This window comes from Mesobacillus jeotgali, from assembly GCF_014856545.2.
In the GTDB taxonomy this organism is placed as follows: Bacteria; Bacillota; Bacilli; order Bacillales; family Cytobacillaceae; genus Mesobacillus.
In genome coordinates, this window is the sequence record NZ_CP109811.1 from 216,597 (window position 1) to 242,500 (window position 25,904).

Sequence of the window (25,904 nt, forward strand, 5' to 3'; positions counted from 1 at the left end):
CCTCGAGTCGCTTGTCTAGCTGCGGCTCCTAACTCCTCGAGACGCTTCAGTCCTGCCAATGAAGTCAAAGAACGACTTCACTGTCAGGCCCTCCAGCGCTTGTCGGAGTTGGGCAGTCGCCTACGCTTTTCGAGTTCGGTCCGCCCGATGAAGTCAAAGAACGACTTCACCGGTCCGCCCACAAGCGCTTGTCGGGGCTGACCAAGGCGCTTGCGCTTTTCTATTGGGAGGAAATAAAAAATGATCCAAAAAACATTAACACAAATCGCTGAAATGGCAGGCGGATTGAATGATGTAAGCCAGTTTGCAGATGTCATCGTCAAAGGCGTTTCAATCGACACTCGCAAAATAGAGCCTGGAAATTTGTTCGTTCCTTTTAAAGGAGCACGGACAGATGGACATAACTTTGTGGCTGATGTCATCCAGAATGGGGGAGCTTCGGCAGCATTATGGCAAAAAGGTGTTCCGAATCCTCCGGAGGATTTGCCGGTCATTATCGTTGAAGATACAACGACCGCCTTGCAGGAGTTGGCTAGAAACTACCGCAACTCGCTTGATATCAAGGTTGTCGGGATTACCGGCAGCAACGGAAAAACGACGACAAAAGATATGACAGCGAATCTGCTGGCGCAAAAATACAAAGTGCAAAAGACCGAAGGAAACTTCAATAACCACCTTGGCCTTCCGCTGACGCTCCTTCGTTTGCGAGAAGATACGGAAGTCGCAGTACTTGAGATGGGCATGAGCAGCAAGGGTGAGATTGAATTTTTAACGAAAATGGGCCGTCCGGATGCTGTCATCATCACCAACATTGGTGAATCCCATCTGCTTGACCTTGGTTCCAGGGAAGCGATTGCCGACGCAAAGCTGGAAATCATCGAAGGCCTCCAGGAAAACGGGCTCATCATCTTCCATGGGGACGAGCCGCTTCTTCAAGAAAGACTGCAGGATTACAAAGGAAATGGCGTCCTGAAAACATTCGGGGCCAGCCAGGATAATGACTTGTATCCGGTCAAAATCGAGCCAATGGAAAATGGAAATAAGTTTACCACCAATCTTGGTAATGAAACTTTCTATCTTCCGGTACTCGGAAACCATAATATCCTGAATGCGCTGGCAGCCATGCTTGCGGCAGAGTTCCTCGGCGTTCCTTTTGAAAAAATGAATGATGGCTTTGCGAGCTTAAAGCTGACGCATATGAGGATGGAGCTTTCCGAAGGCGCTCATGGAGAAAAAATCATCAATGATGCCTATAATGCAAGCCCAACATCCATGAAGGCAGCAATTGACCTTGTCGCCAATCTGTCAGGCTACAGCCGCAAAATCCTTGTGCTGGGTGACATGCTGGAGCTTGGGCCAATGGAGGAGGAATACCATTACAAAGTCGGTTCTTCTCTCGATGCTGAAAAAGTCGACTATGTTTTCACATACGGCAAGCTTAGCGAATCCATTGCCAGAGGAGCAAAAGAGGTCCTTGGTGAGGATAGGGCATTTGCTTTCCAAGATAAACAACAATTAAGCGACAAACTGAAAAAGTATGTAACCGGTGAAACGATCGTCCTCGTCAAAGCATCACGCGGAATGGCGCTCGAAGAAGTCGTCCAATCGCTGCAATAATTATGACCCGCATCTAGATGTCCTGCTCCCAGGGCATCTTCTTGTTTTTAATCCAGCGCCTAGCCAGTTTCATACCTAAAACAGCTTCCTCAGGTGTCTTACGCTTTTTGTTCTTTTTAACTATATGATTACAAAAGCCTTTATCAAGGAAATTCCGGGTTAAATGATTTAAAATGGGGAAAGATTAAATACGAGAAAAACTAATGGGTGATTGGTTATGATAGGTTGTCTGTTAATCCATGGTTTTACCGGGTCTCCGTTTGAAGTGGAACCACTTGCCCAGTCGCTGAAAAAGAGGACCGATTGGAAAATAGTTGTTCCTACCCTGCCTGGCCATGGCAATGAGCTGAATTTGAAGGGAATCAAACATAATGAATGGATTGGCCATGCTGAAAACGAACTGAAGGCGTTATTGAAAGAGTGTGATACCGTCTATGTTGTTGGATTTTCGATGGGCGGGCTGATTGCCAGCTATCTTGCCTCGACTTATCCTGTTGATAAGCTTGTCCTGCTCAGCGCTGCTGCTTATTATGTGAACCCAAAACAGCTTGCATTCGATATTAAGGAAATGATGAGGGACACGTTTAAAGGAAAACTTAGAGAAAATGAATTATTCAAGCGTTATACACGAAAAATCAAAGAAACACCCATGACCGCTACCTTGCAGTTTCGCAGGCTTGTGACTAAAATCAAGCCTATTCTCAACGATGTAAAGGTGCCTACCTTGATCGCACAAGGCGAGAGCGACGGCATCGTGCCCCCGAAAAGCGCCCGTTATCTATATGAAAATATTGGCGCTGAAGAAAAACGGCTGATTTTTTATAAGAACTCCAAACATCTGATCTGTCACTGTGATGAAAAAGAACACTTATTTAATGAGGTATATGCTTTTTTGACCGCCAAGTCGATTGAAGGAATTAGAAGTTGAAGCAATTCCTCAAAAATTGCTTTTCCTTCCTAAAGATGGTATCATGAATATTGAGTGTCTAACTGAGAAAATCCTTTAAGCGGACATACTCCCGTGCTGGAGAATGTCTTTTTTTGCTAATATTTCAGGTTCTGTGCTTCAGCGTATTGTAATTGCTGATTCAGCCCTGCTTAAAACACAAGGTGCAAACACCTATTTGCCGTATAGGTACGATAAAATTGACCAGAATCAGAAATGGTTTGGATCCTTAAACAGCCACTTAAATAACGATGCATCGGAGAAACCGGTGCGGGATAAATGTGAACATAAAGGAGAATGAGCAAAGTTGACAATGTTTCAAGACATGGGCATTAGCCCCGCAACATTAAAAGCTGTAAAGAATATGGGTTTTGAGGAAGCAACTCCAATTCAGGCAGAGACGATTCCAATCAGCCTTCAGAATAAAGACGTGATTGGCCAGGCGCAGACAGGTACTGGGAAGACTGCTGCTTTCGGTATTCCTCTAGTGGAAAAAATCAAGAAAGAAAACCATAATATCCAGGGAATCATCATCGCGCCAACTCGTGAATTGGCCATCCAGGTTTCCGAGGAATTATATAAAATCGGTGCTGGCAAGAGAGTAGGCGTTCTTGCAATCTACGGCGGCCAGGATATCAACCGCCAGATCCGCGCATTGAAAAAAGGGCCTCACATCATCGTCGGAACGCCAGGGCGACTTCTTGATCACATCAACAGAAAGACAATCCGTCTTGATAATGTTGAAACTGTGATCCTTGACGAAGCAGATGAAATGCTGAACATGGGCTTCATCGAAGATATCGAATCTATCCTTGCGAAGATCCCTAGCGAACGCCAGACATTATTGTTCTCGGCAACAATGCCAGGACCAATCCGCAAAATCGCTGAGCGCTTCATGAAGGACCCGGAAGTTGTTCGTGTCAAAGCGAAGGAAATGACAGTTCCTTTGATCGAGCAATTCTATGTTGAAGTACAGGAGAAGAACAAGTTCGATGTTCTTACACGACTTCTTGATATCCAATCTCCGGAATTGGCAATCATCTTCGGACGCACGAAGCGCCGTGTTGATGAGCTTGCTGAAGCATTGAACCTTCGCGGCTACACTGCTGAAGGAATCCACGGAGACCTGACCCAGGCGAAGCGTATGTCCGTTCTAAGAAAGTTCAAGGAAGGATCAATCGACGTATTAGTTGCGACAGACGTTGCAGCACGTGGACTTGATATTTCCGGAGTAACGCATGTTTACAACTTCGATATCCCTCAGGATCCTGAAAGCTATGTACACCGTATCGGTCGTACTGGCCGTGCAGGTAAAGAGGGTATGGCGATCACTTTCGTTACACACAGAGAGACTTCTTACCTTCATGTAGTCGAAAAGACAACTAAGAAGCGTATGGAAAAAATGACTGCACCTACCCTGGACCAAGCACTTGAAGGCCAACAAAGAGCAGTTGTTGACAAGATTACACAAACAATCGAGTCAAATAACCTTCAATACTACCGCCAGGCTGCAGATGAGCTATTGAAAAATCATGATGCTCAAACAGTCGTTGCTTCCGTATTGAAAATGCTGACTAAAGAGCCTGATACAACTCCTGTTAAGCTTACTGAGGAAAAACCTCTTCCAAACAGAAGAGACAAAAAGCCTCAAGGAGACCGCAGAAGATACGATAACAGAGGCGGCGATGGACGCAATAAAAAGCCTTATAAGCCACGCTCTGGAACAAAACGCACTAGCGGCGGCAGCAGAGAAGGCGGCGGCTACAAATCAAGACCTTCACGCTAAAATAAACACACAACCCCCGGTTTTTAACTAAACCAGGGGTTTTTACATGCTTTTTTCAAGTGAAAGGCGACCAATTTATATGAACCCGACTATTTTGACCCAAACTCTAGAGAGATTCTTTAACATTTCGCGATAATTCGACCACATTTCAGGATAATTCGACCACATTTCGTAATAATTCGACCACATTCCGCGATAATTCAACCACATCACAGGATAATTCGGCCAACCTCATCTAATGTATTAATTTTACCAGTCCACCATCTATCGACTTTGGACATACTACCAATAAAAAAACGGGGGTGGCTGATATGACGATTGTTAGGCTTGGATATGTAGCGATGAGTGAGGAGTTGAAGAATGCCTCTCCGTCACAGACGATGACATACAAGCAATTCCAGGGAATCAAGGACAGGGACGCAGCCATCAATAAGCTGGAGAGAATCGCGGTATCCAATCTTGAGAACTGCCTGCGCCTTCTCAGGCACAGCAAAGCGAACGAAATTCATTTTTTCCGGCTGAGCTCGAGGCTGATACCGCTCGCCAACCATGAGGAACTTTCCGATTGGAAGTATATGCGTGCGTTAAAGGAGCCATTAAAGGATATAGCAGACTTTTTACAGGAAAATCCGATGCGTGTTGATTTTCACCCAGATCATTTTGTACTGCTGAATACGCTGAAGACCGAAACCCTGAACAATTCAATCAAGACTCTTGCAATGCATCATGCCTTATTAAAGGGGATGGAAATCGATCCCGAACATCGATGTGTCCTCCATGTCGGAGGTGTCTATGAGAACCGGGAAAAAGCACTGGAGCAATTCATCCATAATTGGGGACTTGTTTCAACCAGGCTGCAAGACATGATCATGCTGGAAAATGATGATACATCGTTCACGCTGCATGATACGCTGTACCTTTGCGAAAAGCTTGGGATCCCGCTGGTCTTCGATTACCATCATCATCTAGCTCATTATGAAAACATAAACTGGCAGGAGCAGTGGGGTCGAATCGTCGGCACATGGGAGAACTCGAAGCTGCCGGTGAAAATGCATATTTCTAGTCCTCGTTCCGAAAAAGAGTTCCGGGCGCACGCCGAATATGTGGATACTGATATGTTCATGGATTTTCTTAACGGAATAAAAGGTTCAGTCCCAGAAATCCACTGCATGATTGAAGCGAAAAAGAAGGATTTAGCCCTGTTCAAGCTTGCTGAAGAACTAAAACTAAAGCCGGAAGTGGAGGCCATTGACGGCAGCAGCTTCAAGATAAAATAATAAGAATCCTCATGCCGATAGCGCATTTTCCTCCCAATTTAGTGCCATACTGATGTGTTATTGTTGTATACTTAGGAAGGTGCTATTAAATGGAAAATTAGGAGGAAGCTTTTATGACGATTTCTGAGCCGCAAAAGCGGATTTCCGAGCAGGCGCTGACTGTCTGGAAAATTGCCGCTGGCCTCCATTCCCTGGTGGTATGGATATTAGCGGGCGGTTTGATCGCCATTACAATTATATTTGACTTACCTAAATGGATTATTGCTGCAGCTATAGCTGTGGCTGCTGTATATAGCTATTTATTCATCATTTTATTGCCAACGCTGCGCTGGAAACGCTGGCGCTATGAAGTAAGGGAGCAGGAGATTGAGCTTCAATATGGCGTATTCATCATAAAGAGGACGCTTATTCCGATGATCCGTGTCCAGCATGTTGATACACAGCAGGGCCCTTTATTGCGAAAATACCGTTTATCGACGGTGACGGTCTCGACTGCTGCGACCATCCATGAAATACCTGCGCTGGATATGGAAGAAGCCGAAAATTTGAGGACCTCCATCTCGAGGCTTGCAAGGGTGGCGGATGAAGATGTCTGATCCGAAAAGGCTGCATCCGATTGCCGCTGTCGTCAATGCGCTTCGCCAGCTAAAGGAAATGATCATCCCGTTCTTGATCTTCGTCGTTTTTGGCAGCAGGGGAACGGACTGGGACCTTTTTTATTTTTTTGGTTCAATTGGGGTTGTCGTGCTTGTTTTAGTTTACGGAGTTTTGTCATGGTACAGATTTACATATCGCATCGAGCAAGGCGAATTGCGAATCGAATACGGGTTGATTGTCAGGAAGAAGCGATACATACCGTTCGACCGGATTCAAAGCCTTGATTTGTCAGAAGGAATTTTACAGCGGCTGTTCGGCCTTGTGAAGGTGAAGGTGGAGACAGCCGGCTCAGGCGGAATGGGACTCCAGGATGGAGAGGCGGTCCTTACGGCGATCACAAAGCAGGATGCACAGGAAATCCACGATTATCTCGTTTCTATCAAAAAATCCGGGCAAATCCTGGAGGGGGAAGAGGTACCCGAATCCTCCGATGATCTGCTATATAAAATCTCTGTTTCAGAGCTATTGATGCTGGCATCAACATCAGGCGGGGTCGGTGTAGTCATTTCCGCGGTGCTTGCGTTCGTATTCCAATTTGAAGAGTTCATTCCGTATGAACAGATTTTTGATGGAGTCGAGCACTTTGTCCAGAACGGGGTTGTTTTTATCAGTGTCGTAGTTTTTCTCGGGTTCCTGCTGGCGTGGATCATTGCGCTATTTGGCACGATGCTGAAATACGCTAATTTTACCGTAAGAAAAGTGGATAATGACCTTGTCATCACACGAGGGTTGCTGGAAAAACGGCAGTTCACGATTCCGCTTAATCGGATCCAGGCCGTCCGCATCAGCGAAAACCTCGTCAGGCAGCCGCTGGGCTATGCTTCGGCATTTGTGGAAAGTGCGGGCGGGTCGGCGCTTGACCAGGAAAGCTCGAAGGTCCTCATCCTTCCAATCGTAAAAAAAAGAAAAATCCCCGGCCTGCTTGAACCGCATTTGACGGAGTACCACTTCCGTGTCAATATCAATCCTGCACCAGGGCGGGCCTACAGCAGATACTTATTAAAAGGCTGGCTGTTTACACTGCCGGTCCTCATCGCAGCCATCTGGTTTTTGAGACCATGGGGCTTTGGCTCGCTGCTCTTGCTTCCAGTCTCGGCGGTATGGTCCTATCTTAATTATAAGGATGCAGGCTGGAGCCTTGACAATGGGATGCTGACATTCCGATATCGCAATATTGTTAAGAACACGGTGTATATGAGGAAAAATAAAGTCCAGTCCTTCAGCATGAAAGAAAGCTTTTTTCAGCGGAAAAAGAAACTGGCTACCGTCGAAGCAATTGTCAAATCCGGGCATGGCGGCGCTGGCGGCAAAGTCATTGACCTTGAAAAAAAGCATGTTGACATGATGTATAACTGGTACTCACATGAAGTTAATGAGTAAGAACAAAAAAGCGCCCTTGAGGCGCTTTTTATTACCTTTTATAAATGGCGGCTCCGGTTAGAAAACCTGCAAGCATACCAAAAATATGTGCCGTAATATTGATGTTCGATTGGACGAATGTCATGACCACGGCAATGATGGCAATCGTCATGATTGTCTGGGAGTTTTCACGTGACATCATGGCTTTTCGGAACATTGTGATAGAAATATAGAAACCGAAAAGTCCGAAGATGGCTCCGCTAGAACCAACATGTGTGTAGGTCAGCGGCTCGAGAATCAGGGTAGCGATGTTTGCGGCGATGCCTGTAGCGAGATAGAGCAGGATGAATTTTGTTTTGCCAAGCAGCTGCTCGAGTGCCGGGCCGAACAACACGAGCGAAAAGCTGTTGAACAGCATATGCGCAAACCCTGCATGCATGAAGATCGGTGTGACAAGCCGCCAGTATTCGCCGTTCACAACGTACAAGTTCACACCGGCCAGAAGTCCAAACAGGTATTTGCTCGGGAAGATTGGCAATGCCGTCAACAGATATAATATGATATGGATGGCAATGATGATGGTAATAACAGGGTAAAATCTAATGAAGTCGCGCAAGCTTTCTGTTCTTGTAAACATGGAAACCTCCTCGGTCCTCATAATCGTGAGGTTTGGTTATTTTTAAATTGGTAAAAGTCCTAATCTAAAGGATAGCCCTAATGAACGAAAGTTGTACACTATTTTCTATGCGCATTTCATCTTTTTTAGAAGGGAGCTGGAAAAATGATCATCGGAACAGGAATCGATATCGTGGAAATCGGAAGAATCCGCAAACTGGCAGAGTCGCAGCCGCGCTTTGCCGAGAGGGTTTTAACGGAAAAAGAAAGAGAAGTTTATAAACAATATAATGAACGGAGAGGAATTGAATTCCTTGCCGGACGCTGGGCAGCGAAGGAAGCTTTTTCAAAAGCGAAAGGGACTGGCATCGGCAAAGAATTGTCCTTCATGGATATCGAAATCGAGCACGACCCACACGGAAGGCCAATCGTCACAAAGCCTTATATGGAGGGGGTACACCTTTCTATTTCTCACAGTGAGCATTATGCTATCGCACAGGTGGTCATCGAAAAAATTTAAAATGCTTGTCAATCCCGGGGGCATATTCGCCCAGGTTGTCTCATATATTCATAATGCAGTAAGGGAGACAAGGCTAGGGCGGCGAGAACAAGGCTGCACGAAGACAACTCAAGCATTTTTGCAGCCAGTGTCTTATTCCTGTCCTTTCTTTCCCTTTACACGTTTAAATGAGACTAAAAGGGGTTGGAAGAATGAAGAAAAGGTTATTGCTGCTTCTCGCCGGGCTCATGGTTATTTTTGCTCTGGCTGCCTGCGGTACAAAATCACAGGAATCTGTGGTTAAGGAGTTGGATGGAACGCTCGAAGATCTGAAGAGTTACAAGGCTAAGGCAAAGATGACATTACAAATGGGCACGGAGCCGCAAGTGTATGATGTGGAGATTTGGCATAAAGATCCGTCATTTTACCGCGTGAACCTGAAGAATGCCCAGAAGGACCAAAGCCAGATGATCCTCAGGAATGATGAAGGAGTTTTTGTTCTTACGCCTGCCCTTAACAAAAGCTTCAAATTCCAGAGCGACTGGCCGAAGAACAGCAGCCAGGCTTATCTGTACGAATCTTTAATCACTGATATTCTCGAGGATAAGCAAGCGAAATTCTCGGCGACCAAGGAGCATTATGTGTTCGAAACGAAAACAAGGTACCAGAACAATAAGATGCTTCCAATCCAGGAAATCAAGCTGAACAAAAAGAGCCTGGCGCCGGTTAGTGTGAAGGTGATGGATCCAGACCGCAATGCGCTGGTGACGGTTGAATTCTCTGACGTGAAATTCGACGCAAGTTTTGATAAAGATGCGTTTGATATGAAAAAGAACATGACAGGTGCTCAGCTTGAGGTACCGGTTATGGCAGATGTAGAAGACAAGGAATTCACAGTGAAATACCCAGTGGCTGAAATCCCAGGCGTGACTTTGATTGATGAAAAGGAAATCACGACTGAGGATGGAAAGCGCGTCGTATTGACCTATGATGGCGAAAAGTCCTTCACGCTGATCCAGGAAAAAGCAGACGCGATGCCTGCAATGTCCTCTGCGATCAACATGACTGGAAAACCTGTCGACCTAGGATTCACGATTGGAGCCATGAATGAAACCTCTGTATCCTGGACCCACCTTGGAGTCGATTATATGCTGGCTTCAACAGATCTATCACCAGAAGAACTGGAAATGGTCGCAAAATCAGTTCTGGCCGATATGGAAAAATAAAAATTCAAATGCAGGCTCAGTGTAACCTGGGCCTGTTTTTTTATGAGTATTGATGCAAGAAAAGGGATTATTTTGCTTATTTTTTTTAGCTAAACCTGCGTTTTTCTGCCACGAACTTTCCACTCGAAAAATCCGTATATATTATCCATTTGACATTGAGTTCTATCGGTTTGATAATAAAACAATAAAAATAATGTTCGGGTTGAAGGAAGTGGAGTTTCGTTGGAGGAGCAAGGATTTTTTTACCGTGATACATGGGCAGAGGTAGACCTTGATCACGTCAGGGCAAATGTGGAGCGGATTAAGGGCCACCTGCCTAAAAATGTTGAATTTATTGCCGTGGTGAAGGCCAATGCTTACGGCCATGGGGATTCACAGGTGGCAGAAGCGGCTATAGCAGCGGGAGCATCGATGCTGGCTGTCGCGTTCATGGATGAAGCCCTCGCGCTCAGAAAGAAGGGAATCACCGCACCGATCCTTGTACTGGGAGCCAGCCGGCCGGAGGATGTGAACATCGCGGCCGAGGAGGATATCATCCTGACTGTTTTCCAGAAGGATTGGCTGGAAAAAGCGCGTCAAGTACTAAAAGCAGATGCTTCCCTGTCACTTCATATAAAAATAGACACAGGTATGGGCCGTATCGGTATTCGATCTGTAGAAGAATTGAAGACTGCGGAAAAATTGATTGATGAGGATGAAAGACTCCAGCTGCACGGCATCTATACCCATTATGCGACAGCGGATGAATTGGATGACTCATATTTTAACAAGCAGCTTGCCTTGTTCCAGGAAATGCTCGGTGCCATAGAAACGCAGCCGCCTGTTGTCCACAGCAGCAACAGTGCCGCCGCTCTGATGCATGGAGATGCCCGCTTCAACGCGGTAAGGGTCGGAATTGCGATGTACGGCCTGGCCCCGTCAATGGAGATCGCACCTGAATTGCCGGTCGAGCTGCAGGAGGCATTCACGCTGCATTCCAGGCTCGTACATGTGAAGAAGCTTGAAAAAGGCGAGAAGGTCAGCTACGGAGCGACATATGAAGCGCCGGAAGAAATTTGGGTAGGGACGCTTCCAATTGGGTATGCTGATGGATGGATAAGAAGACTGCAGGGTCAGGAATTACTGGTCGATGGCAAAAGGTCCCCGATCATCGGAAGGATTTGCATGGATCAATGCATGGTAAAGCTTCCGTACGAGGTTCCGGTGGGAACGATTGCCACCTTGATCGGCAGCCAGGGACAGGAGTCAATCTCCATCAATGAGATTGCCAGCAAGCTAGAAACCATCAATTATGAAGTCCCGTGCATCATCTCCTCAAGGGTGCCAAGGTTGTACAGGCAAAATGGCAAAGTGGTCGATTTGAACAATTCGCTGTTATAGAACATCCAATAATTAACAAACCTGTGTAATCCCGCTAATACCATGCATAAAATACTAATTTTTTGGCGGATAATACAGAAGAATTGCTGATTTACCTTTGCATCTGGCATAAATAGTGATAATATTAGAAATGGTAGAGAGATAACGAACTTAATAATGGTATGTAGTGATGATGGTGGAGGTGTATGTTTGTGTCTGAATCCAGCGCAACAACTGAGATTTTGGTAAAGTTACCGCAGCATCTTTTAAGTGAACTAGATGGATTTGTTAAGCAAGAGAACGTAAACCGCAGCGAATTTATTTATCAGGCAACAAAAATGTTTTTGCGTGAGAAGAAAAAGAGACAAATTCGTGAATCCATGAGACGTGGCTATATGGAAATGGCCAAGATTAATTTGACCATTGCATCTGAAGCATTTCAAGCAGAATACGAGGCAGAACACACAGTTGAACGTCTAGTCAGCGGAGGATAATCCTTTGATTGTCAAACGTGGTGACGTCTATTTTGCGGACCTATCCCCAGTTGTTGGTTCAGAGCAAGGCGGAGTGCGCCCTGTCCTGGTCATCCAAAACGACATCGGGAATCGGTTTAGTCCCACAGTCATTATCGCAGCGATCACAGCACAGATCCAAAAAGCCAAGCTTCCTACTCATGTAGAGATAGATGCGAAGCGGTATGGTTTTGAACGAGACTCGGTCATCTTATTGGAACAGATACGCACAATTGACAAACAGCGCCTAACCGATAAAATTACCCATCTCGATGACGAAATGATGGAAAAAGTGGATGAAGCCCTTCAGGTAAGTTTAGGTCTTATCGAATTTTGATTTAACAGCACGCTCTTAAAAAAGAGCGTTTTTTTGTAACCGAACACCTGGCCTGCCCGCAGGCCTTATACATAACCAAAAAATAAAATCGGATGTTTTCTGTGTGGGAGGCAAGCTTAGCGGCTTGTCTCTTTTTTATTTAGTTGCCGGAGGTTGTGTTGGTTTCGGAGTTGAAAGAGGAGAGATGTCGGGGAAAGCTGTTAGAAGTAATTTAAGTTCGGACAGGTTTTGGTGTGGGATGCTTAAAAGCTGTCAAAAAAAGCCTGGGATTGTGACAGGTTTGGTGGTGGAAACGGAAAAGCTGTCAAAAGAGAGCCTAACTTAAGACAGGTTTGGGAGGAAAAGCAGAAAAGCTGTCAAAAGAAAGCCTAACTTAAGACAGGTTTGTGAAGAAAACCAGAAAAGCTGTCAAAAGAGAGCCCAACTTAAGACAGGTTTGTGAAGAAAACCAGAAAAGCTGTCAAAAGAGAGCCCAACTTAAGACAGGTTTGGGAAGAAAAGCAGAAAAGCTGTCAAAAGAAAGCCCAACTTAAGACAGGTTTGGGAAGAAAAGTGGAAAAGCTGTCAAAAGAGAGCCCAACTTAAGACAGGTTTGGAAGGAAAAGCGGAAAAGGTGTCAAAAGAAAGCCCAACTTAAGACAGGTTTGGGGAGAAAATCAGAAAAGCTGTCAAAAGAAAGCCCAACTTAAGACAGATTTGGGAGGAAAAGTGGAAAAGCTGTCAAAGAGAGCCCAACTTAAGACAGGTTTGGAAGGAAAAGCGGAAAAGCTGTCAAAAGAAAGCCTAACTTAAGACAGGTTTGTGAGGAAAAGCAGAAAAGCTGTCAAAAGAAAGCCCAACTTAAGACAGGTTTGTGAAAAAACCAGAAAAGCTGTCAAAAGAAAGCCCAACTTAAGACTGGTTTGGGGAGAAAATCGGAAAAGCTGTCAAAAGAAAGCCTAACTTAAGACAGGTTTGGGAAGAAAACCAGAAAAGCTGTCAAAAGAAAGCCCAACTTAAGACAGGTTTGGGAAGAAAAGTGGAAAAGCTGTCAAAAGAAAGCCTAACTTAAGACAGGTTTGTGATGAAATGCGGAAAAGCTGTCAAAAGAGAGCCCAACTTAAGACAGGTTTGGAAGGAAAAGCGGAAAAGGTGTCAGAAGTAGCTCCTCGCCACAATTAAAAGAGAATTACATCAAGTAAAATGGAATACGGAAAAAATGGAATAATAACAATAATACCTGCATAGCGATATTCGCAGAATCCTGTCGATTAGTTGATTTTATTTGACGAAAGAAAACTGTTATCATTAAATGGAGATATATAATCAGGAATTTATGAATATTTATTTACAGTTTTAAAATTGGTTTACAATTGGTCGGAAGAGGGTAATGTAAAATTTTGTTGTGATAGAATGGGGAGGATGGAATGAATAAAATAATCTCGAACTATATCCAGGCTCACAAGCAGGACATCCTGGATCAATGGATAGATAGGACAAAAGAAGAAGCGGATGACCGGGTAGTCCGCCTTGTTTCAGATCGGGTTTTTCAGTCTGCGAGCAAGGAATTCATCGATTTGATCATCTCGAATTTCAAAGGGACGAGTGAAGAGTACAATGAAAGGTTGACGGATTTTGCTGAAAAGGTTGTCAGGCTTGGCTGGCCTTTGACGTTCGTCACCAAAGGACTGCATACCTTCAATTTGATTGTGTTTGAAGGCATGCAGAAAGAAGGTGTCGTGACGCAAGAGAATCAGATGGAGATCGTTTACGAGTTTGACCGCTGGGCAACTCCGATGAATAATGAAATCGTCAGCGTCTATTCATCCACATGGGAAAGAACAGTCTCCCTCCAGAAAATTGCCTTGCAGGAGCTATCTGCCCCGCTGATTCCTGTGTTTGAAGGAATTACGGTAATGCCGCTAGTAGGTACGATTGATACTGAGCGTGCAAAGCAAATCATGGAAAACCTGCTGAAGGGTGCGGTAAAACACCGTTCCGAAGTAGTACTGATTGATATTACGGGTGTACCTGTCGTTGATACGATGGTTGCCCATCATATTATCCAGGCAGCGGATGCTGTTAGGCTCATCGGTGCCAAGTGCATGCTTGTAGGGATCCGTCCTGAAATTGCACAGACCATCGTCAACCTCGGCATTGACCTGAACCAGTTTACAACAAAGAATAACTTGAAAAAAGGAATCGAAGCAGCTCTTGAGCTGACAAATAAAAAAATCGTTTCATTGGAGGGAGCAAAGTGAGAATACCTATCCTAAAGCTGGATGATTGTCTGTTGGTCTCCATTCAATGGGAGCTTGATGACCAGACCGCTCTTCAATTTCAAGAGGATTTGCTCCATAAGATTCATGAGACAAGTGCGAATGGAGTCGTCATTGATCTGACATCAATTGACTTTATCGACTCTTTTATCGCCAAGGTTCTTGGGGACGTCATTAATATGTCCAAGCTCATGGGTGCGATTGTAGTGATTACCGGAATCCAGCCTGCTGTTGCCATAACGCTAATAGAATTAGGTATCGGCCTTGATGATGTCCTAACTGCATTAGATTTAGAAAAAGGTTTGGAGAAATTACAACAGGAATTGGGGGAATAGGTGAATGGACATCCAATCCTGCGTTACGATCATAAACGAATGGGACATCGTCGCAGCACGCCAGCTTGGCCGGAATGTTGCGAAGGAGCTTGGTTTTGGAACAGTTGACCAGGCACGAATCACCACCGCCATCAGTGAATTGGCCAGAAATATCTACTTATACGCCGGCAAAGGGCAGATTTGCATCGATAAATTATATGACGGCGGTAAAGCGGGATTGCGAATCAACGCAATGGACAGCGGCCCAGGTATAAAAGAAATACGCCAAGTCATGGAAGATGGCTTTTCAACATCAGGAGGACTAGGAGCCGGCCTTCCCGGAGTGAAGCGTCTAATGGATGAGTTTGACATAGACTCGAGCCCCGGACAAGGAACTCAGATTAAAGCGACTAAATGGCTCCGTTAGGGGGAGAAAGTATGGATTTCCGAGAAATGATGGAATCAAAGTATCGGGATATTCTTGACAATTATATAAAAGAGCAATCTGAGCAGGCATTATATGCAGGGCAGAAATTCAGCCGCAAGTCGATTGAGCAAAAAATTGCACCGGAAGAAATCGTCAGCCTCCATAAAAGCATACTGCTCGAGATGTATCCTGAACTTCCAGATGATATCATGCATTCCTTTGATATCCTCCTTGAGGTGATGATTGCCTATGGTATCGCATACCGAGAGCATCAAAGCCTGAGACACCAGCAGGAGGAATTAAGATCTGAAATGGAAATTGCCGCCAATGTTCAGCAAACCTTGCTGGGTACGAAAATTCCAGCTGTGCCTGGGATTGATATCGGGGCCATCAGTGTTCCGGCCAAGCATATGAACGGTGACTATTTCCATTTTGTCCAGGATGAGAACAATAATATCAGTGTCGCGATCGCTGATGTCATTGGAAAGGGTATTCCGGCCGCACTTTGTATGTCCATGATCAAGTATGCAATGGACAGCCTGCCAGAAAACCGGCTTGATCCGAGCAGCATCCTGGAAAATCTGAACAGAGTCGTTGAACAGAACGTTGACCCAAGCATGTTCATCACGATGTTCTACGGAATGTTCAATCCTTCCAACAACGTCTTCTACTATGCCTCAGCAGGGCATGAGCCTGGCTTCTATTATGATTCCAAAAAGAAGGAATTCTCTGAGTTGGTCGCTAGAGGCTTACTGCTAGGGGTGGACAAGCGGACGAAGTATACCCAGTATGAGAAAGAAATACTTCCTGGGGATATGGTGATCTTGATGTCTGACGGAGTGACCGAGTGCAGAACGGAAGAAGGATTCATCGAAAAGGAAACATTAATCGGATATATAAATAAATATATTCACTTAAATGCTCAGGAAATTGTCAATAATATCTTTAGGGAACTTGAAAAACTTCAGCATTTCCAATTGCGTGATGATTTTACTCTAATCATTTTAAAAAGAGATGTTTAATCGGGTTCCAAACCGGGTAAATCAAAAGAGCAATTGAATTGTAAAGGGTGGGTCATTTATGAATATTTCGATAGATGTGAAAGAAACAGAATCAACATTAGCAGTCAAGGTAAGTGGCGAAATTGATGCATATACAGCTCCACAGTTACGTGAAAAGCTTTTCCCTATGTCCGAAAAAGAGGGCGTAAAGATGGTTGTTGACCTTTCAGAGGTCAATTATATGGATAGTACAGGGCTTGGAGTATTTGTGGGAGTGTTCAAAAACGTGCGTGCACATGACGGTGAGTTTAAAATCGTTGGGTTGTCCGAGCGTTTACAGAGACTTTTCGAAATCACTGGCTTGGCCGATATTATCGATATAAACAGCCAGATTGAGGGTGGAGTGCAATGAACCAGTCATTTGACTATATTGAGATGAAAATCCCGGCTAAACCGGAATTCGTGGGTGTCATTCGTTTGACCCTGTCTGGTATTGCAAGCCGCATGGGTTTTTCCTACGACGAGATTGAAGATTTAAAAATTGCTACCAGCGAAGCTTGTACCAACGCTGTACAGCATGCATATAAAAACAATGAGAACGGCGAAGTCATCATCGGTTTCGGATTGTATGAAGACAAGCTTGAAGTGATGGTTGCAGATAATGGCCAGAGCTTTGATTTCCACTCAGCGCGCCAGGGACTAGGTCCTTATGATCAGAATAGTTCTGTGGAATTCCTTCGCGAAGGAGGCTTGGGACTGTATTTGATCGAAACCTTGATGGACGAGGTTCGAATCCATCACAAAGAGGGCGTCACGGTCTTTATGACCAAGTACCGAGAAGGAGAGCAGGTGGAGAGAGATGCAGAGACAATCTCAACCTAAGCAAAGGCCAAAAGAAGAGATTAATGAATTAATCAAAGCCTACCAGCTGCATGAGGATGCAGACGCCCAGAATGAGCTGGTTCTTCACTATCAAAACCTTGTAGAAACAATCGCGAGAAAGTACTCAAAGGGAAGGTCGTTCCATGAGGATATTTTCCAGGTTGGGATGATTGGCCTTTTAGGCGCAATCCGCCGTTACGATGAAACATTCGGTAAAAGCTTTGAAGCATTTGCCGTACCGACTATCATTGGTGAAATCAAAAGATTTTTAAGAGATAAAACATGGAGTGTCCATGTACCGCGCAGGATAAAGGAGCTTGGTCCAAAAATCAAGACGACAGTCGAAGATTTGACCACCCAGCTGCACCGCTCTCCGCGTGTGGATGAAATTGCCGAAGCACTTCAGGTTTCCGAAGAAGAAGTATTGGAAGCCATGGAGATGGGAAAAAGCTACCAGGCATTATCTGTGGACCATTCTATTGAAGCTGATTCTGACGGAGGAACAGTCACCCTGTTGGATATCGTTGGAAACATTGATGATGGCTATGAAAAAATCAATCAAAGAATGGTGCTCGAGAAAGTACTCCATGTACTAAGTGAACGCGAAAAGTTAATTATCCAATATACCTATCTTGATAACCTGAGCCAGAAAGAGGCTGGAGACAAGCTTGGTATTTCGCAGATGCATGTATCCAGACTTCAAAGAAGGGCAATCAAAAAGCTTCAAGAAGCGATCCATGCGGAAAACAACAATTCGGAGTACATTACATGATTCAACAGTTCAAAGACAAAATAGAACTTTATGCTTACCAGACAATAAAAGAAGGTAAAATAGAGTGCGGTGACAGCTATTATTATACAGCTACTGATGATTATTTTGTCTGTGTACTTGCTGATGGATTAGGGTCCGGGCAATACGCCCATGAAGCCTCTGCGGCAGTCGTTTCAGTAGTGGAGCAACACCACCATGAAGACGTAGATACGCTCATGAAATACTGCAACAATATACTGGTGCAAAAAAGAGGAGCCGCTGTTTCAATCTTCAAAGTCTATTTCGAGACCCGCGAGTTTGTATACAGCTGCGTCGGAAATATCCGCTTCTTTCTCTATACATCAAGTGGCAAGCTGACATACCCATTGCCAGTCACGGGTTATCTGTCAGGTAAGCCGCAGGTGTTTCATACCCAGAGATTCGTTTATGAGCCAGAATCAAAATTCCTGATTTACTCAGACGGTTTTGACAATATCCATGGCGCTAAAACGATATTGAAGGGATATCGCTCGGTTGGTGCAATCGCAGAACAAATCAAAAGCGAATATGCCAACTCAATGGATGATGCAACTTTTATTGTAGGAAGTCTACTTTAGCCGGTGGGCTTCTTTTTGTTTTACCGCACACTGCCTTCACATTACCAGAACTGTAAACCTTCAGCCGATTTTGGTACACTATTAAAGTGCCAAGCAATATCAAAAAAGATTATGGAGGATTGTCTCTTGACTCAAACAATGGATAAGCAAGATCAATATGTGAAAATCATTGCCAAAGAGCAATCGTTAACAGCTAAACAAGTGCAAAGTGTCATTTCATTAATAGATGAAGGAAACACTGTACCGTTCATAGCCCGTTATCGAAAGGAAATGACCGGTGCGCTTGATGAAGTGCAAATCCGTGACATCGTTGAAAGATGGCAATACATACAGAATTTAGAACAGCGAAAAGAGGAAGTCATCAGGCTCATCGAAGAACAAGGAAAGCTGACTGACGAATTGAAGGGAAGCATCGAAAAAGCAATCAAGCTCCAGGAAGTAGAAGACCTTTACCGTCCCTACAAGCAAAAAAGAAGGACGAAAGCGACTGTCGCAAAAGAAAAGGGCCTTGAACCTCTTGCTCAGTGGATGCTGGAGTTTCCGGTAAACGGAAGTCTCGAAGACAAAGCCCGCGAGTTTTTATCAGAAGAAAAAGGTGTTGACTCTATCGAAGATGCGATTGCCGGCGCGAAAGACATTATCGCTGAAATTCTTTCCGATGACGCCGACAGCCGCAAGTGGATTCGAAATGAAACCTTTAAAACTGGCTCCATCGAATCTTCGGTAAAAAATGAAGAGCAAGATGAGAAAAATGTTTATGAAATGTACTATGAATACTCGGAGCCAGTCAGTAAAGTGGTGCCGCACCGAATCCTTGCACTCAATCGCGGTGAAAAAGAAGATCTGTTGCGAGTGTCAATAAAACCAAAAGCAGATGTCATCATGAGCTACTTGCAGCGTAATTGGGTTACTAAAAATCACTCTGTCACAGCTGCTTCAGTAACCGTGGCTATCGAAGATGCATATAAGCGACTGATCCAGCCGTCAATCGAACGTGAGATCAGGAATGAACTGACAGAAAAAGCGGAAGAGCAAGCGATTCACATTTTCTCGGAAAACCTGCGAAAACTGCTATTGCAGCCTCCGTTAAAAGGGAAGGTCGTCCTGGGTGTAGACCCTGCGTTCAGAACAGGGTGTAAGCTGGCTGCTGTGGATGAAACGGGAAAAGTTTTATCAATTGGAGTAATTTATCCTCATACCTCTGGCGCTAAAAATACCGAAGCAAAGGACAAATTCATTAAAGTCCTGAATGACTATGAGGTAGAGATGGTTGCGATCGGCAACGGTACTGCTTCCAGGGAAACGGAACAATTCGTGTCAGACATCCTGAAAGAAATGGATAAGGAGATTTTCTATCTCATTGTCAATGAAGCAGGAGCGAGTGTCTATTCAGCATCAGACCTGGCCCGCGAAGAATTCCCTAATTACCAGGTAGAAGAACGAAGTGCGGTTTCGATTGCCCGTCGTTTGCAGGACCCGCTGGCTGAACTTGTTAAAATTGATCCCAAATCCGTCGGTGTCGGCCAGTACCAGCATGATGTCAGCCAGAAAAAGCTATCCGAATCACTGACATTCGTTGTTGAGACTGCAGTCAATCAGGTGGGTGTCAACGTAAATACAGCATCATCTTCTTTACTGCAGTATGTTTCCGGCCTTTCTAAAACTGTAGCCAATAATATAGTGAAGAAGCGTGAGGAAGAAGGGAAGTTCACAAGCAGAACACAGCTAAAAAAAATACCTCGTCTCGGAGCGAAGACCTATGAACAGGCAATTGGGTTCCTGCGTGTCATTGATGGAAAGGAACCGCTCGACAGAACCGGTATCCACCCAGAAAGTTACGGTGAGGTAAAGCAGCTGCTTGATAGCCTGGGTTTCAAATCAAAAGATTTAGGAACTCCTGCATTAAAAGATGCCCTCGCCAAAATTAACATCGACCAAACTGCAGATGAGTTAGGAATCGGGAAACTTACGCTGAAAGATATCATTGATGCACTCGTAAGACCTGAAAGAGATCCGCGGGATGAGCTTCCGGCACCTTTATTGAAAAAGGATGTATTAAAGCTGGAGGATCTAAAAACGGGAATGGAGCTTCAAGGTACTGTACGGAACGTCGTTGACTTCGGTGCTTTCGTTGATATTGGTGTAAAGCAGGATGGCCTTGTCCATATCTCTAAGCTAAGCAACCGCTTCGTAAAACATCCGCTGGATATTGTATCCGTCGGGGACGTTGTTACTGTATGGGTGGACAGTGTCGACCAGAAGAAAGGTCGAGTCGCCTTGACAATGCTTAAGCCTGACCAGGCATAATACAAAAGACTGCAGGAATGCCTGCAGTCTTTTAATCGTTTAATCCCTGTTTATTTCTATAAAAGTACCAACATTGGTTTAAAAGTTTGATTTGATACCTATTTTTCTCGTAGAAGGCTCGTTTCATTTGATTCTGAAACCAGACAGGCATAGCACAATACCTCCTTAAGATAATACGTTAAAAGGTAACATTAATATATGCTATAATGGGTTGTCATGTTTCTATAAAAGGCAGGCGTTTTACAAATGACTGATCAAGAGTTGCATAATCTTGTAGTGGCGATCTCAAATGAATACTTCCATAAGCCATTCAGGCATAAGGCGTTCTTCAACCCGAGGCTCCGCACTACAGGAGGACGTTATATGCTGAGCAGCCATACCATTGAAATTAATAAAAAGTATTTTGAACAGCTGGGTGAAGCAGAGCTCGTTGGGATCATTAAGCATGAACTATGCCATTACCACCTTCATATAGAAGGAAAAGGTTACAAGCATCGCGATAAAGATTTCCGAGATCTATTAAAGAAGGTAGATGCCCCGAGGTTTTGCTCTGTCCTTCCGGAGGAGAAGAAAAGGAGGGCGAAACAGAAATTCGTTTTTTATCAGTGCAGCAGCTGCAAGTTGACTTATCGCCGCAAAAGATCTATAGATACCTCAAAATACGTGTGCGGAAAATGCCGGGGAAAGCTCGTAAAAGTGAAGGAAATGACTGTAGAATAAGCGTTTGTGGGCTTTTAAAAAAGAAATTAAAAACTTATCAAAAACACCCTTGACTTTTAGTGGGTACCTCCCTATAATAGTAAGAGTCGATAAGACAACGACACGAAAAAATAAAGCTATTCTGTAGTAGCTCAGTGGTAGAGCAACGAGCGATATCATCTCCGGGTTTACTACGAGTTGTACTCATCGAGCCGCTTCTTGAATAAGCGTTCTGAGATGAGGACAGTCGGCTAAGGATAACTTTTGAAAGAACAAATACAATTATTCCGCAGTAGCTCAGTGGTAGAGCACTCGGCTGTTAACCGAGCGGTCGTAGGTTCGAATCCTACCTGCGGAGCCATTAATTTCAAAGGTATGGGGAAGTACTCAAGAGGCTGAAGAGGCGCCCCTGCTAAGGGTGTAGGTCGGGTAACCGGCGCGAGGGTTCAAATCCCTCCTTCTCCGCCAGAACCTTATAAAATGGCCCCTTGGTCAAGCGGTTAAGACACCGCCCTTTCACGGCGGTAACACGGGTTCGAATCCCGTAGGGGTCACCAAGATTTTTTCGCGCTAGCGAAAATAATCATCCTTAATTTCGCGACAGCGAAAACAACTAAATTAATTCCATATTTGGTCCCGTGGTGTAGCGGTTAACATGCCTGCCTGTCACGCAGGAGATCGCCGGTTCGATCCCGGTCGGGACCGCCATTTTATTGGGCTATAGCCAAGCGGTAAGGCAACGGACTTTGACTCCGTCATGCGTTGGTTCGAATCCAGCTAGCCCAGCCATTTTTGAGCCATTAGCTCAGTCGGTAGAGCAGATTGCTCGCTGCATTGAGTTTTCTTCCTTGGCAATCTGCGAGAAAGACCGGAGGTCTTTTGAGCATCAGGTGCGACAAGGGAATATAAATGGGTGGATACAATCTTTGTTCCACTTCAAATATGAGCCATTAGCTCAGTCGGTAGAGCATCTGACTTTTAATCAGAGGGTCGAAGGTTCGAGTCCTTCATGGCTCACCAGATTTTTTCGCCTTTAGCGAAAAAATGTCCTTGATTTCGCGACTATGATTTAATCATGTCGGCGATAATCAATTCACAATATTAATATGCGGGTGTGGCGGAATTGGCAGACGCACCAGACTTAGGATCTGGCGCCGCAAGGCGTGGGGGTTCGACTCCCTTCACCCGCACCATTAATTACCTGTTGATTAATGAATGTAAATTAGTTAATATATAATCCTGTCATGTTTTGCGGTCGTGGCGGAATGGCAGACGCGCTAGGTTGAGGGCCTAGTGGGGGCAACCCCGTGGAGGTTCAAGTCCTCTCGGCCGCACCAAAAAAAGTTATTGACACACTCTAACGATCGTGTTAATATATAAAAGTTGCTATTAAAACAATATGCGCCCGTAGCTCAATTGGATAGAGCGTCTGACTACGGATCAGAAGGTTATGGGTTCGACTCCTTTCGGGCGCGCCATTATTTTTCTTCAATAACGGGGAGTAGCTCAGCTTGGTAGAGCACTTGGTTTGGGACCAAGGGGTCGCAGGTTCGAATCCTGTCTTCCCGACCATTCAGCAACTAACTTTATATGCGGGTGTAGTTTACTGGTAAAACCTCAGCCTTCCAAGCTGATGTAGTGGGTTCGATTCCCATCACCCGCTCCAGTATGATTGTTCTTTGAAAACTAAACAAACAAGCGTCAACAAACAATAAATGATCATGTTTCTTCTATAGAACATGAGCCAACGTTTTAACTTATGAGCTAAACTCATAACTCTTTTTTGGAGAGTTTGATCCTGGCTCAGGACGAACGCTGGCGGCGTGCCTAATACATGCAAGTCGAGCGGATCTTCATTAGCTTGCTTTTGAAGATCAGCGGCGGACGGGTGAGTAATACGTGGGCAACCTGCCTGTAAGACTGGGATAACTTCGGGAAACCGGAGCTAATACCGGATAATCCTTTCCCTCACATGAGGGAAAGCTGAAAGACGGTTTCGGCTGTCACTTACAGATGGGCCCGCGGCGCATTAGCTAGTTGGTGAGGTAACGGCTCACCAAGGCAACGATGCGTAGCCGACCTGAGAGGGTGATCGGCCACACTGGGACTGAGACACGGCCCAGACTCCTACGGGAGGCAGCAGTAGGGAATCTTCCGCAATGGACGAAAGTCTGACGGAGCAACGCCGCGTGAACGATGAAGGCTTTCGGGTCGTAAAGTTCTGTTGTTAGGGAAGAACAAGTACCGGAGTAACTGCCGGTACCTTGACGGTACCTAACCAGAAAGCCACGGCTAACTACGTGCCAGCAGCCGCGGTAATACGTAGGTGGCAAGCGTTGTCCGGAATTATTGGGCGTAAAGCGCGCGCAGGCGGTTCCTTAAGTCTGATGTGAAAGCCCCCGGCTCAACCGGGGAGGGTCATTGGAAACTGGGGAACTTGAGTGCAGAAGAGGAGAGCGGAATTCCACGTGTAGCGGTGAAATGCGTAGAGATGTGGAGGAACACCAGTGGCGAAGGCGGCTCTCTGGTCTGTAACTGACGCTGAGGCGCGAAAGCGTGGGGAGCGAACAGGATTAGATACCCTGGTAGTCCACGCCGTAAACGATGAGTGCTAAGTGTTAGAGGGTTTCCGCCCTTTAGTGCTGCAGCAAACGCATTAAGCACTCCGCCTGGGGAGTACGGCCGCAAGGCTGAAACTCAAAGGAATTGACGGGGGCCCGCACAAGCGGTGGAGCATGTGGTTTAATTCGAAGCAACGCGAAGAACCTTACCAGGTCTTGACATCCTCTGACAACCCTAGAGATAGGGCGTTCCCCTTCGGGGGACAGAGTGACAGGTGGTGCATGGTTGTCGTCAGCTCGTGTCGTGAGATGTTGGGTTAAGTCCCGCAACGAGCGCAACCCTTGATCTTAGTTGCCAGCATTCAGTTGGGCACTCTAAGGTGACTGCCGGTGACAAACCGGAGGAAGGTGGGGATGACGTCAAATCATCATGCCCCTTATGACCTGGGCTACACACGTGCTACAATGGATGGAACAAAGGGCCGCAAAACCGCGAGGTCGAGCCAATCCCATAAATCCATTCTCAGTTCGGATTGCAGGCTGCAACTCGCCTGCATGAAGCCGGAATCGCTAGTAATCGCGGATCAGCATGCCGCGGTGAATACGTTCCCGGGCCTTGTACACACCGCCCGTCACACCACGAGAGTTTGTAACACCCGAAGTCGGTGGGGTAACCTTTTGGAGCCAGCCGCCTAAGGTGGGACAGATGATTGGGGTGAAGTCGTAACAAGGTAGCCGTATCGGAAGGTGCGGCTGGATCACCTCCTTTCTAAGGATATTGCCGTAAAGGCAATCGGAATGCGAATCTTTCGATTCGTACTGTGGATGTAATCCACATAGTTGTACGCTTGTTTGTTTAGTTTTGAGGGAGCAATTCTCTCAAAGCTTTTTTGTTCCTTGAAAACTAGATAATCGTAAGTAAGAAGAACCAAGAAAAAACCGAGTGATCGCCATTTTAGTTTTTCTCTCTATTTAATAGAGAAATGACCTTTTAGGTTAAGTTAGAAAGGGCGCACGGTGGATGCCTTGGCACTAGGAGCCGATGAAGGACGGGACTAACACCGATATGCTTCGGGGAGCTGTAAGTAAGCTTTGATCCGGAGATTTCCGAATGGGGAAACCCACTGTTCGTAATGGAACAGTATCTTTGCCTGAATACATAGGGCATTGAAGGCAGACCCGGGGAACTGAAACATCTAAGTACCCGGAGGAAGAGAAAGCAAACGCGATTCCCTGAGTAGCGGCGAGCGAAACGGGACATAGCCCAAACCAAGAGGCTTGCCTCTTGGGGTTGTAGGACACTCAACATGGAGTTACAAAGGAACGGGGTAGATGAAGTGGTCTGGAAAGGCCCGTCAGAGAAGGTAAAAACCCTGTAGTTGAAACTTCGTTCCCTCCTGAGTGGATCCTGAGTACGGCGGGACACGAGAAATCCCGTCGGAAGCTGGGAGGACCATCTCCCAAGGCTAAATACTCCCTAGTGACCGATAGTGAACCAGTACCGTGAGGGAAAGGTGAAAAGCACCCCGGAAGGGGAGTGAAAGAGATCCTGAAACCGTGTGCCTACAAGTAGTCAGAGCCCGTTCATGGGTGATGGCGTGCCTTTTGTAGAATGAACCGGCGAGTTACGATTACATGCAAGGTTAAGTTGAGAAGACGGAGCCGCAGCGAAAGCGAGTCTGAATAGGGCGAATGAGTATGTGGTCGTAGACCCGAAACCAGGTGATCTACCCATGTCCAGGGTGAAGGTTGGGTAACACCAACTGGAGGCCCGAACCCACGCACGTTGAAAAGTGCGGGGATGAGGTGTGGGTAGCGGAGAAATTCCAATCGAACTTGGAGATAGCTGGTTCTCTCCGAAATAGCTTTAGGGCTAGCCTCACGTTGTAAGAGTCTT

Annotated in this window: 23 protein-coding genes, 11 tRNA genes and 2 rRNA genes (1 of these 36 only partly in view); 34 read left to right on the top strand and 2 right to left on the bottom strand. The window is 45.5% G+C overall.

Translation table 11 applies throughout. The features are described from left to right. The first annotated feature begins 240 nt into the window (after window positions 1–240). The 6 genes from FOF60_RS01155 to FOF60_RS01180 all read left to right on the top strand — a co-directional run bounded on the left by FOF60_RS01155 (window position 241) and on the right by FOF60_RS01180 (window position 7,663). On the top strand, window positions 241–1,617 hold the full coding sequence (locus tag FOF60_RS01155; RefSeq protein ID WP_192472904.1) for a UDP-N-acetylmuramoyl-tripeptide--D-alanyl-D-alanine ligase: 1,377 nt from the start codon (window positions 241–243) through the stop codon (window positions 1,615–1,617). A gap of 217 nt (window positions 1,618–1,834) precedes the next feature. Then, complete coding sequence (locus FOF60_RS01160; RefSeq protein ID WP_192472905.1) at window positions 1,835–2,545, top strand: alpha/beta hydrolase; 711 nt, start codon at window positions 1,835–1,837, stop codon at window positions 2,543–2,545. A 325-nt stretch (window positions 2,546–2,870) separates the two neighbouring features. Beyond that, complete coding sequence (locus tag FOF60_RS01165; protein ID WP_285891034.1) at window positions 2,871–4,349, top strand: degradosome RNA helicase CshA; 1,479 nt, start codon at window positions 2,871–2,873, stop codon at window positions 4,347–4,349. A 311-nt stretch (window positions 4,350–4,660) separates the two neighbouring features. After that, a complete protein-coding gene (uvsE, locus tag FOF60_RS01170; protein WP_192472906.1) occupies window positions 4,661–5,626 on the top strand; it encodes a UV DNA damage repair endonuclease UvsE in 966 nt (321 codons plus the stop codon). A gap of 113 nt (window positions 5,627–5,739) precedes the next feature. Next, window positions 5,740–6,222 (top strand): PH domain-containing protein, encoded by a 483-nt coding sequence (locus tag FOF60_RS01175; RefSeq protein ID WP_192472907.1) that lies wholly within the window; start codon window positions 5,740–5,742, stop codon window positions 6,220–6,222. Then, window positions 6,215–7,663: a PH domain-containing protein gene (locus tag FOF60_RS01180; RefSeq protein WP_192472908.1), complete on the top strand. Its 1,449-nt coding sequence runs from the start codon at window positions 6,215–6,217 to the stop codon at window positions 7,661–7,663. Before FOF60_RS01175 ends, FOF60_RS01180 begins: the two co-directional genes overlap by 8 nt. 31 nt (window positions 7,664–7,694) lie before the next feature. Here the strand turns inward: FOF60_RS01180 and FOF60_RS01185 are convergent, their stop codons facing one another. After that, a complete protein-coding gene (locus FOF60_RS01185) occupies window positions 7,695–8,279 on the bottom strand; it encodes a rhomboid family intramembrane serine protease (RefSeq protein WP_192472909.1) in 585 nt (194 codons plus the stop codon). 144 nt (window positions 8,280–8,423) lie between these two features. Here FOF60_RS01185 and acpS point away from each other — a divergent pair, with 144 nt between their 5' ends. The 14 genes from acpS to FOF60_RS01255 all read left to right on the top strand — a co-directional run bounded on the left by acpS (window position 8,424) and on the right by FOF60_RS01255 (window position 20,747). Continuing rightward, window positions 8,424–8,777 carry a holo-ACP synthase gene (gene acpS, locus FOF60_RS01190; RefSeq protein WP_192472910.1) on the top strand — a complete coding sequence of 118 codons (354 nt, stop codon included), beginning with the start codon at window positions 8,424–8,426 and terminating at the stop codon, window positions 8,775–8,777. Window positions 8,778–8,968: 191 nt separating this feature from the next. Continuing rightward, complete coding sequence (locus tag FOF60_RS01195) at window positions 8,969–9,982, top strand: LolA family protein (RefSeq protein ID WP_192472911.1); 1,014 nt, start codon at window positions 8,969–8,971, stop codon at window positions 9,980–9,982. 222 nt (window positions 9,983–10,204) lie between these two features. Then, window positions 10,205–11,362: an alanine racemase gene (gene alr, locus FOF60_RS01200; RefSeq protein ID WP_192472912.1), complete on the top strand. Its 1,158-nt coding sequence runs from the start codon at window positions 10,205–10,207 to the stop codon at window positions 11,360–11,362. Window positions 11,363–11,553: 191 nt separating this feature from the next. Then, a complete protein-coding gene (locus FOF60_RS01205) occupies window positions 11,554–11,835 on the top strand; it encodes a CopG family ribbon-helix-helix protein (protein ID WP_031308192.1) in 282 nt (93 codons plus the stop codon). Window positions 11,836–11,839: 4 nt separating this feature from the next. Beyond that, window positions 11,840–12,190 carry a type II toxin-antitoxin system endoribonuclease NdoA gene (ndoA, locus tag FOF60_RS01210; RefSeq protein ID WP_041967053.1) on the top strand — a complete coding sequence of 117 codons (351 nt, stop codon included), beginning with the start codon at window positions 11,840–11,842 and terminating at the stop codon, window positions 12,188–12,190. A gap of 1,406 nt (window positions 12,191–13,596) precedes the next feature. Beyond that, complete coding sequence (locus FOF60_RS01215; protein WP_192472913.1) at window positions 13,597–14,430, top strand: RsbT co-antagonist protein RsbRA; 834 nt, start codon at window positions 13,597–13,599, stop codon at window positions 14,428–14,430. After that, window positions 14,427–14,783 carry an STAS domain-containing protein gene (locus FOF60_RS01220; RefSeq protein ID WP_041967776.1) on the top strand — a complete coding sequence of 119 codons (357 nt, stop codon included), beginning with the start codon at window positions 14,427–14,429 and terminating at the stop codon, window positions 14,781–14,783. The genes FOF60_RS01215 and FOF60_RS01220 overlap by 4 nt, the downstream gene beginning before the upstream one ends. 4 nt (window positions 14,784–14,787) lie before the next feature. Further along, on the top strand, window positions 14,788–15,189 hold the full coding sequence (locus FOF60_RS01225) for an anti-sigma regulatory factor (protein WP_192472914.1): 402 nt from the start codon (window positions 14,788–14,790) through the stop codon (window positions 15,187–15,189). 11 nt (window positions 15,190–15,200) lie between these two features. Then, on the top strand, window positions 15,201–16,211 hold the full coding sequence (locus FOF60_RS01230; protein ID WP_192472915.1) for a PP2C family protein-serine/threonine phosphatase: 1,011 nt from the start codon (window positions 15,201–15,203) through the stop codon (window positions 16,209–16,211). Window positions 16,212–16,269: 58 nt separating this feature from the next. Further along, window positions 16,270–16,602, top strand: coding sequence for an anti-sigma factor antagonist (locus FOF60_RS01235; protein WP_192472916.1), 333 nt, complete (start codon window positions 16,270–16,272; stop codon window positions 16,600–16,602). Further along, window positions 16,599–17,072, top strand: a complete 474-nt coding sequence (gene rsbW, locus FOF60_RS01240) for an anti-sigma B factor RsbW (protein WP_079504369.1) — start codon at window positions 16,599–16,601, stop codon at window positions 17,070–17,072. The genes FOF60_RS01235 and rsbW overlap by 4 nt, the downstream gene beginning before the upstream one ends. Further along, a complete protein-coding gene (gene sigB, locus FOF60_RS01245) occupies window positions 17,050–17,844 on the top strand; it encodes an RNA polymerase sigma factor SigB (RefSeq protein ID WP_192472917.1) in 795 nt (264 codons plus the stop codon). The genes rsbW and sigB overlap by 23 nt, the downstream gene beginning before the upstream one ends. After that, a complete protein-coding gene (locus tag FOF60_RS01250; protein WP_192472918.1) occupies window positions 17,841–18,440 on the top strand; it encodes a PP2C family serine/threonine-protein phosphatase in 600 nt (199 codons plus the stop codon). The genes sigB and FOF60_RS01250 overlap by 4 nt, the downstream gene beginning before the upstream one ends. 138 nt (window positions 18,441–18,578) lie before the next feature. Next, window positions 18,579–20,747 carry a Tex family protein gene (locus FOF60_RS01255; protein ID WP_192472922.1) on the top strand — a complete coding sequence of 723 codons (2,169 nt, stop codon included), beginning with the start codon at window positions 18,579–18,581 and terminating at the stop codon, window positions 20,745–20,747. A 31-nt stretch (window positions 20,748–20,778) separates the two neighbouring features. On the opposite strand, the gene cmpA is transcribed toward FOF60_RS01255, so the two are convergent. Continuing rightward, entirely contained in the window at window positions 20,779–20,898 is a 120-nt protein-coding gene (gene cmpA / locus FOF60_RS01260) for a cortex morphogenetic protein CmpA (protein WP_192472919.1), read from the bottom strand. Window positions 20,899–20,993: 95 nt separating this feature from the next. On the opposite strand from cmpA, the gene FOF60_RS01265 reads away from it, so the two are divergent. The 14 genes from FOF60_RS01265 to FOF60_RS01330 all read left to right on the top strand — a co-directional run. Continuing rightward, window positions 20,994–21,467: a SprT family protein gene (locus tag FOF60_RS01265; RefSeq protein WP_192472920.1), complete on the top strand. Its 474-nt coding sequence runs from the start codon at window positions 20,994–20,996 to the stop codon at window positions 21,465–21,467. A gap of 265 nt (window positions 21,468–21,732) precedes the next feature. Beyond that, window positions 21,733–21,807: transfer RNA gene (locus FOF60_RS01270), tRNA-Asn, on the top strand. Between the two features lie 16 nt (window positions 21,808–21,823). Further along, a tRNA-Ser gene (locus tag FOF60_RS01275) sits at window positions 21,824–21,914 on the top strand. A gap of 14 nt (window positions 21,915–21,928) precedes the next feature. Beyond that, window positions 21,929–22,003 (top strand) — tRNA-Glu (locus FOF60_RS01280). A gap of 75 nt (window positions 22,004–22,078) precedes the next feature. Then, a tRNA-Asp gene (locus FOF60_RS01285) sits at window positions 22,079–22,154 on the top strand. A gap of 6 nt (window positions 22,155–22,160) precedes the next feature. Continuing rightward, window positions 22,161–22,235, top strand: a tRNA-Gln gene (locus tag FOF60_RS01290). 155 nt (window positions 22,236–22,390) lie between these two features. Then, window positions 22,391–22,466, top strand: a tRNA-Lys gene (locus FOF60_RS01295). Window positions 22,467–22,554: 88 nt separating this feature from the next. Beyond that, window positions 22,555–22,639: transfer RNA gene (locus FOF60_RS01300), tRNA-Leu, on the top strand. Between the two features lie 58 nt (window positions 22,640–22,697). Further along, a tRNA-Leu gene (locus FOF60_RS01305) sits at window positions 22,698–22,783 on the top strand. Between the two features lie 64 nt (window positions 22,784–22,847). Further along, window positions 22,848–22,924, top strand: a tRNA-Arg gene (locus FOF60_RS01310). Window positions 22,925–22,941: 17 nt separating this feature from the next. Continuing rightward, a tRNA-Pro gene (locus FOF60_RS01315) sits at window positions 22,942–23,018 on the top strand. Window positions 23,019–23,038: 20 nt separating this feature from the next. After that, a tRNA-Gly gene (locus FOF60_RS01320) sits at window positions 23,039–23,112 on the top strand. Window positions 23,113–23,226: 114 nt separating this feature from the next. Then, window positions 23,227–24,776: ribosomal RNA gene (locus FOF60_RS01325) — 16S ribosomal RNA — on the top strand. A 225-nt stretch (window positions 24,777–25,001) separates the two neighbouring features. After that, window positions 25,002–25,904 (top strand): 23S ribosomal RNA (locus tag FOF60_RS01330); it runs 2,032 nt beyond the window's last position. Together the 16S and 23S rRNA genes with 11 tRNA genes alongside form the textbook arrangement of a ribosomal RNA operon.

Coding starts and splice junctions, on each gene's coding strand:
- FOF60_RS01155 (WP_192472904.1), top strand. CDS start 241: ATGATCCAAAAAACATTAACACAAATCGCTGAAATGGCAGGCGGATTG.
- FOF60_RS01160 (WP_192472905.1), top strand. CDS start 1,835: ATGATAGGTTGTCTGTTAATCCATGGTTTTACCGGGTCTCCGTTTGAA.
- uvsE (WP_192472906.1), top strand. CDS start 4,661: ATGACGATTGTTAGGCTTGGATATGTAGCGATGAGTGAGGAGTTGAAG.
- FOF60_RS01175 (WP_192472907.1), top strand. CDS start 5,740: ATGACGATTTCTGAGCCGCAAAAGCGGATTTCCGAGCAGGCGCTGACT.
- FOF60_RS01180 (WP_192472908.1), top strand. CDS start 6,215: ATGTCTGATCCGAAAAGGCTGCATCCGATTGCCGCTGTCGTCAATGCG.
- FOF60_RS01185 (WP_192472909.1), bottom strand. CDS start 8,279: ATGTTTACAAGAACAGAAAGCTTGCGCGACTTCATTAGATTTTACCCT.
- acpS (WP_192472910.1), top strand. CDS start 8,424: ATGATCATCGGAACAGGAATCGATATCGTGGAAATCGGAAGAATCCGC.
- FOF60_RS01195 (WP_192472911.1), top strand. CDS start 8,969: ATGAAGAAAAGGTTATTGCTGCTTCTCGCCGGGCTCATGGTTATTTTT.
- FOF60_RS01215 (WP_192472913.1), top strand. CDS start 13,597: ATGAATAAAATAATCTCGAACTATATCCAGGCTCACAAGCAGGACATC.
- FOF60_RS01225 (WP_192472914.1), top strand. CDS start 14,788: ATGGACATCCAATCCTGCGTTACGATCATAAACGAATGGGACATCGTC.
- FOF60_RS01230 (WP_192472915.1), top strand. CDS start 15,201: ATGGATTTCCGAGAAATGATGGAATCAAAGTATCGGGATATTCTTGAC.
- FOF60_RS01235 (WP_192472916.1), top strand. CDS start 16,270: ATGAATATTTCGATAGATGTGAAAGAAACAGAATCAACATTAGCAGTC.
- rsbW (WP_079504369.1), top strand. CDS start 16,599: ATGAACCAGTCATTTGACTATATTGAGATGAAAATCCCGGCTAAACCG.
- sigB (WP_192472917.1), top strand. CDS start 17,050: ATGCAGAGACAATCTCAACCTAAGCAAAGGCCAAAAGAAGAGATTAAT.
- FOF60_RS01250 (WP_192472918.1), top strand. CDS start 17,841: ATGATTCAACAGTTCAAAGACAAAATAGAACTTTATGCTTACCAGACA.
- FOF60_RS01255 (WP_192472922.1), top strand. CDS start 18,579: ATGGATAAGCAAGATCAATATGTGAAAATCATTGCCAAAGAGCAATCG.
- cmpA (WP_192472919.1), bottom strand. CDS start 20,898: ATGCCTGTCTGGTTTCAGAATCAAATGAAACGAGCCTTCTACGAGAAA.
- FOF60_RS01265 (WP_192472920.1), top strand. CDS start 20,994: ATGACTGATCAAGAGTTGCATAATCTTGTAGTGGCGATCTCAAATGAA.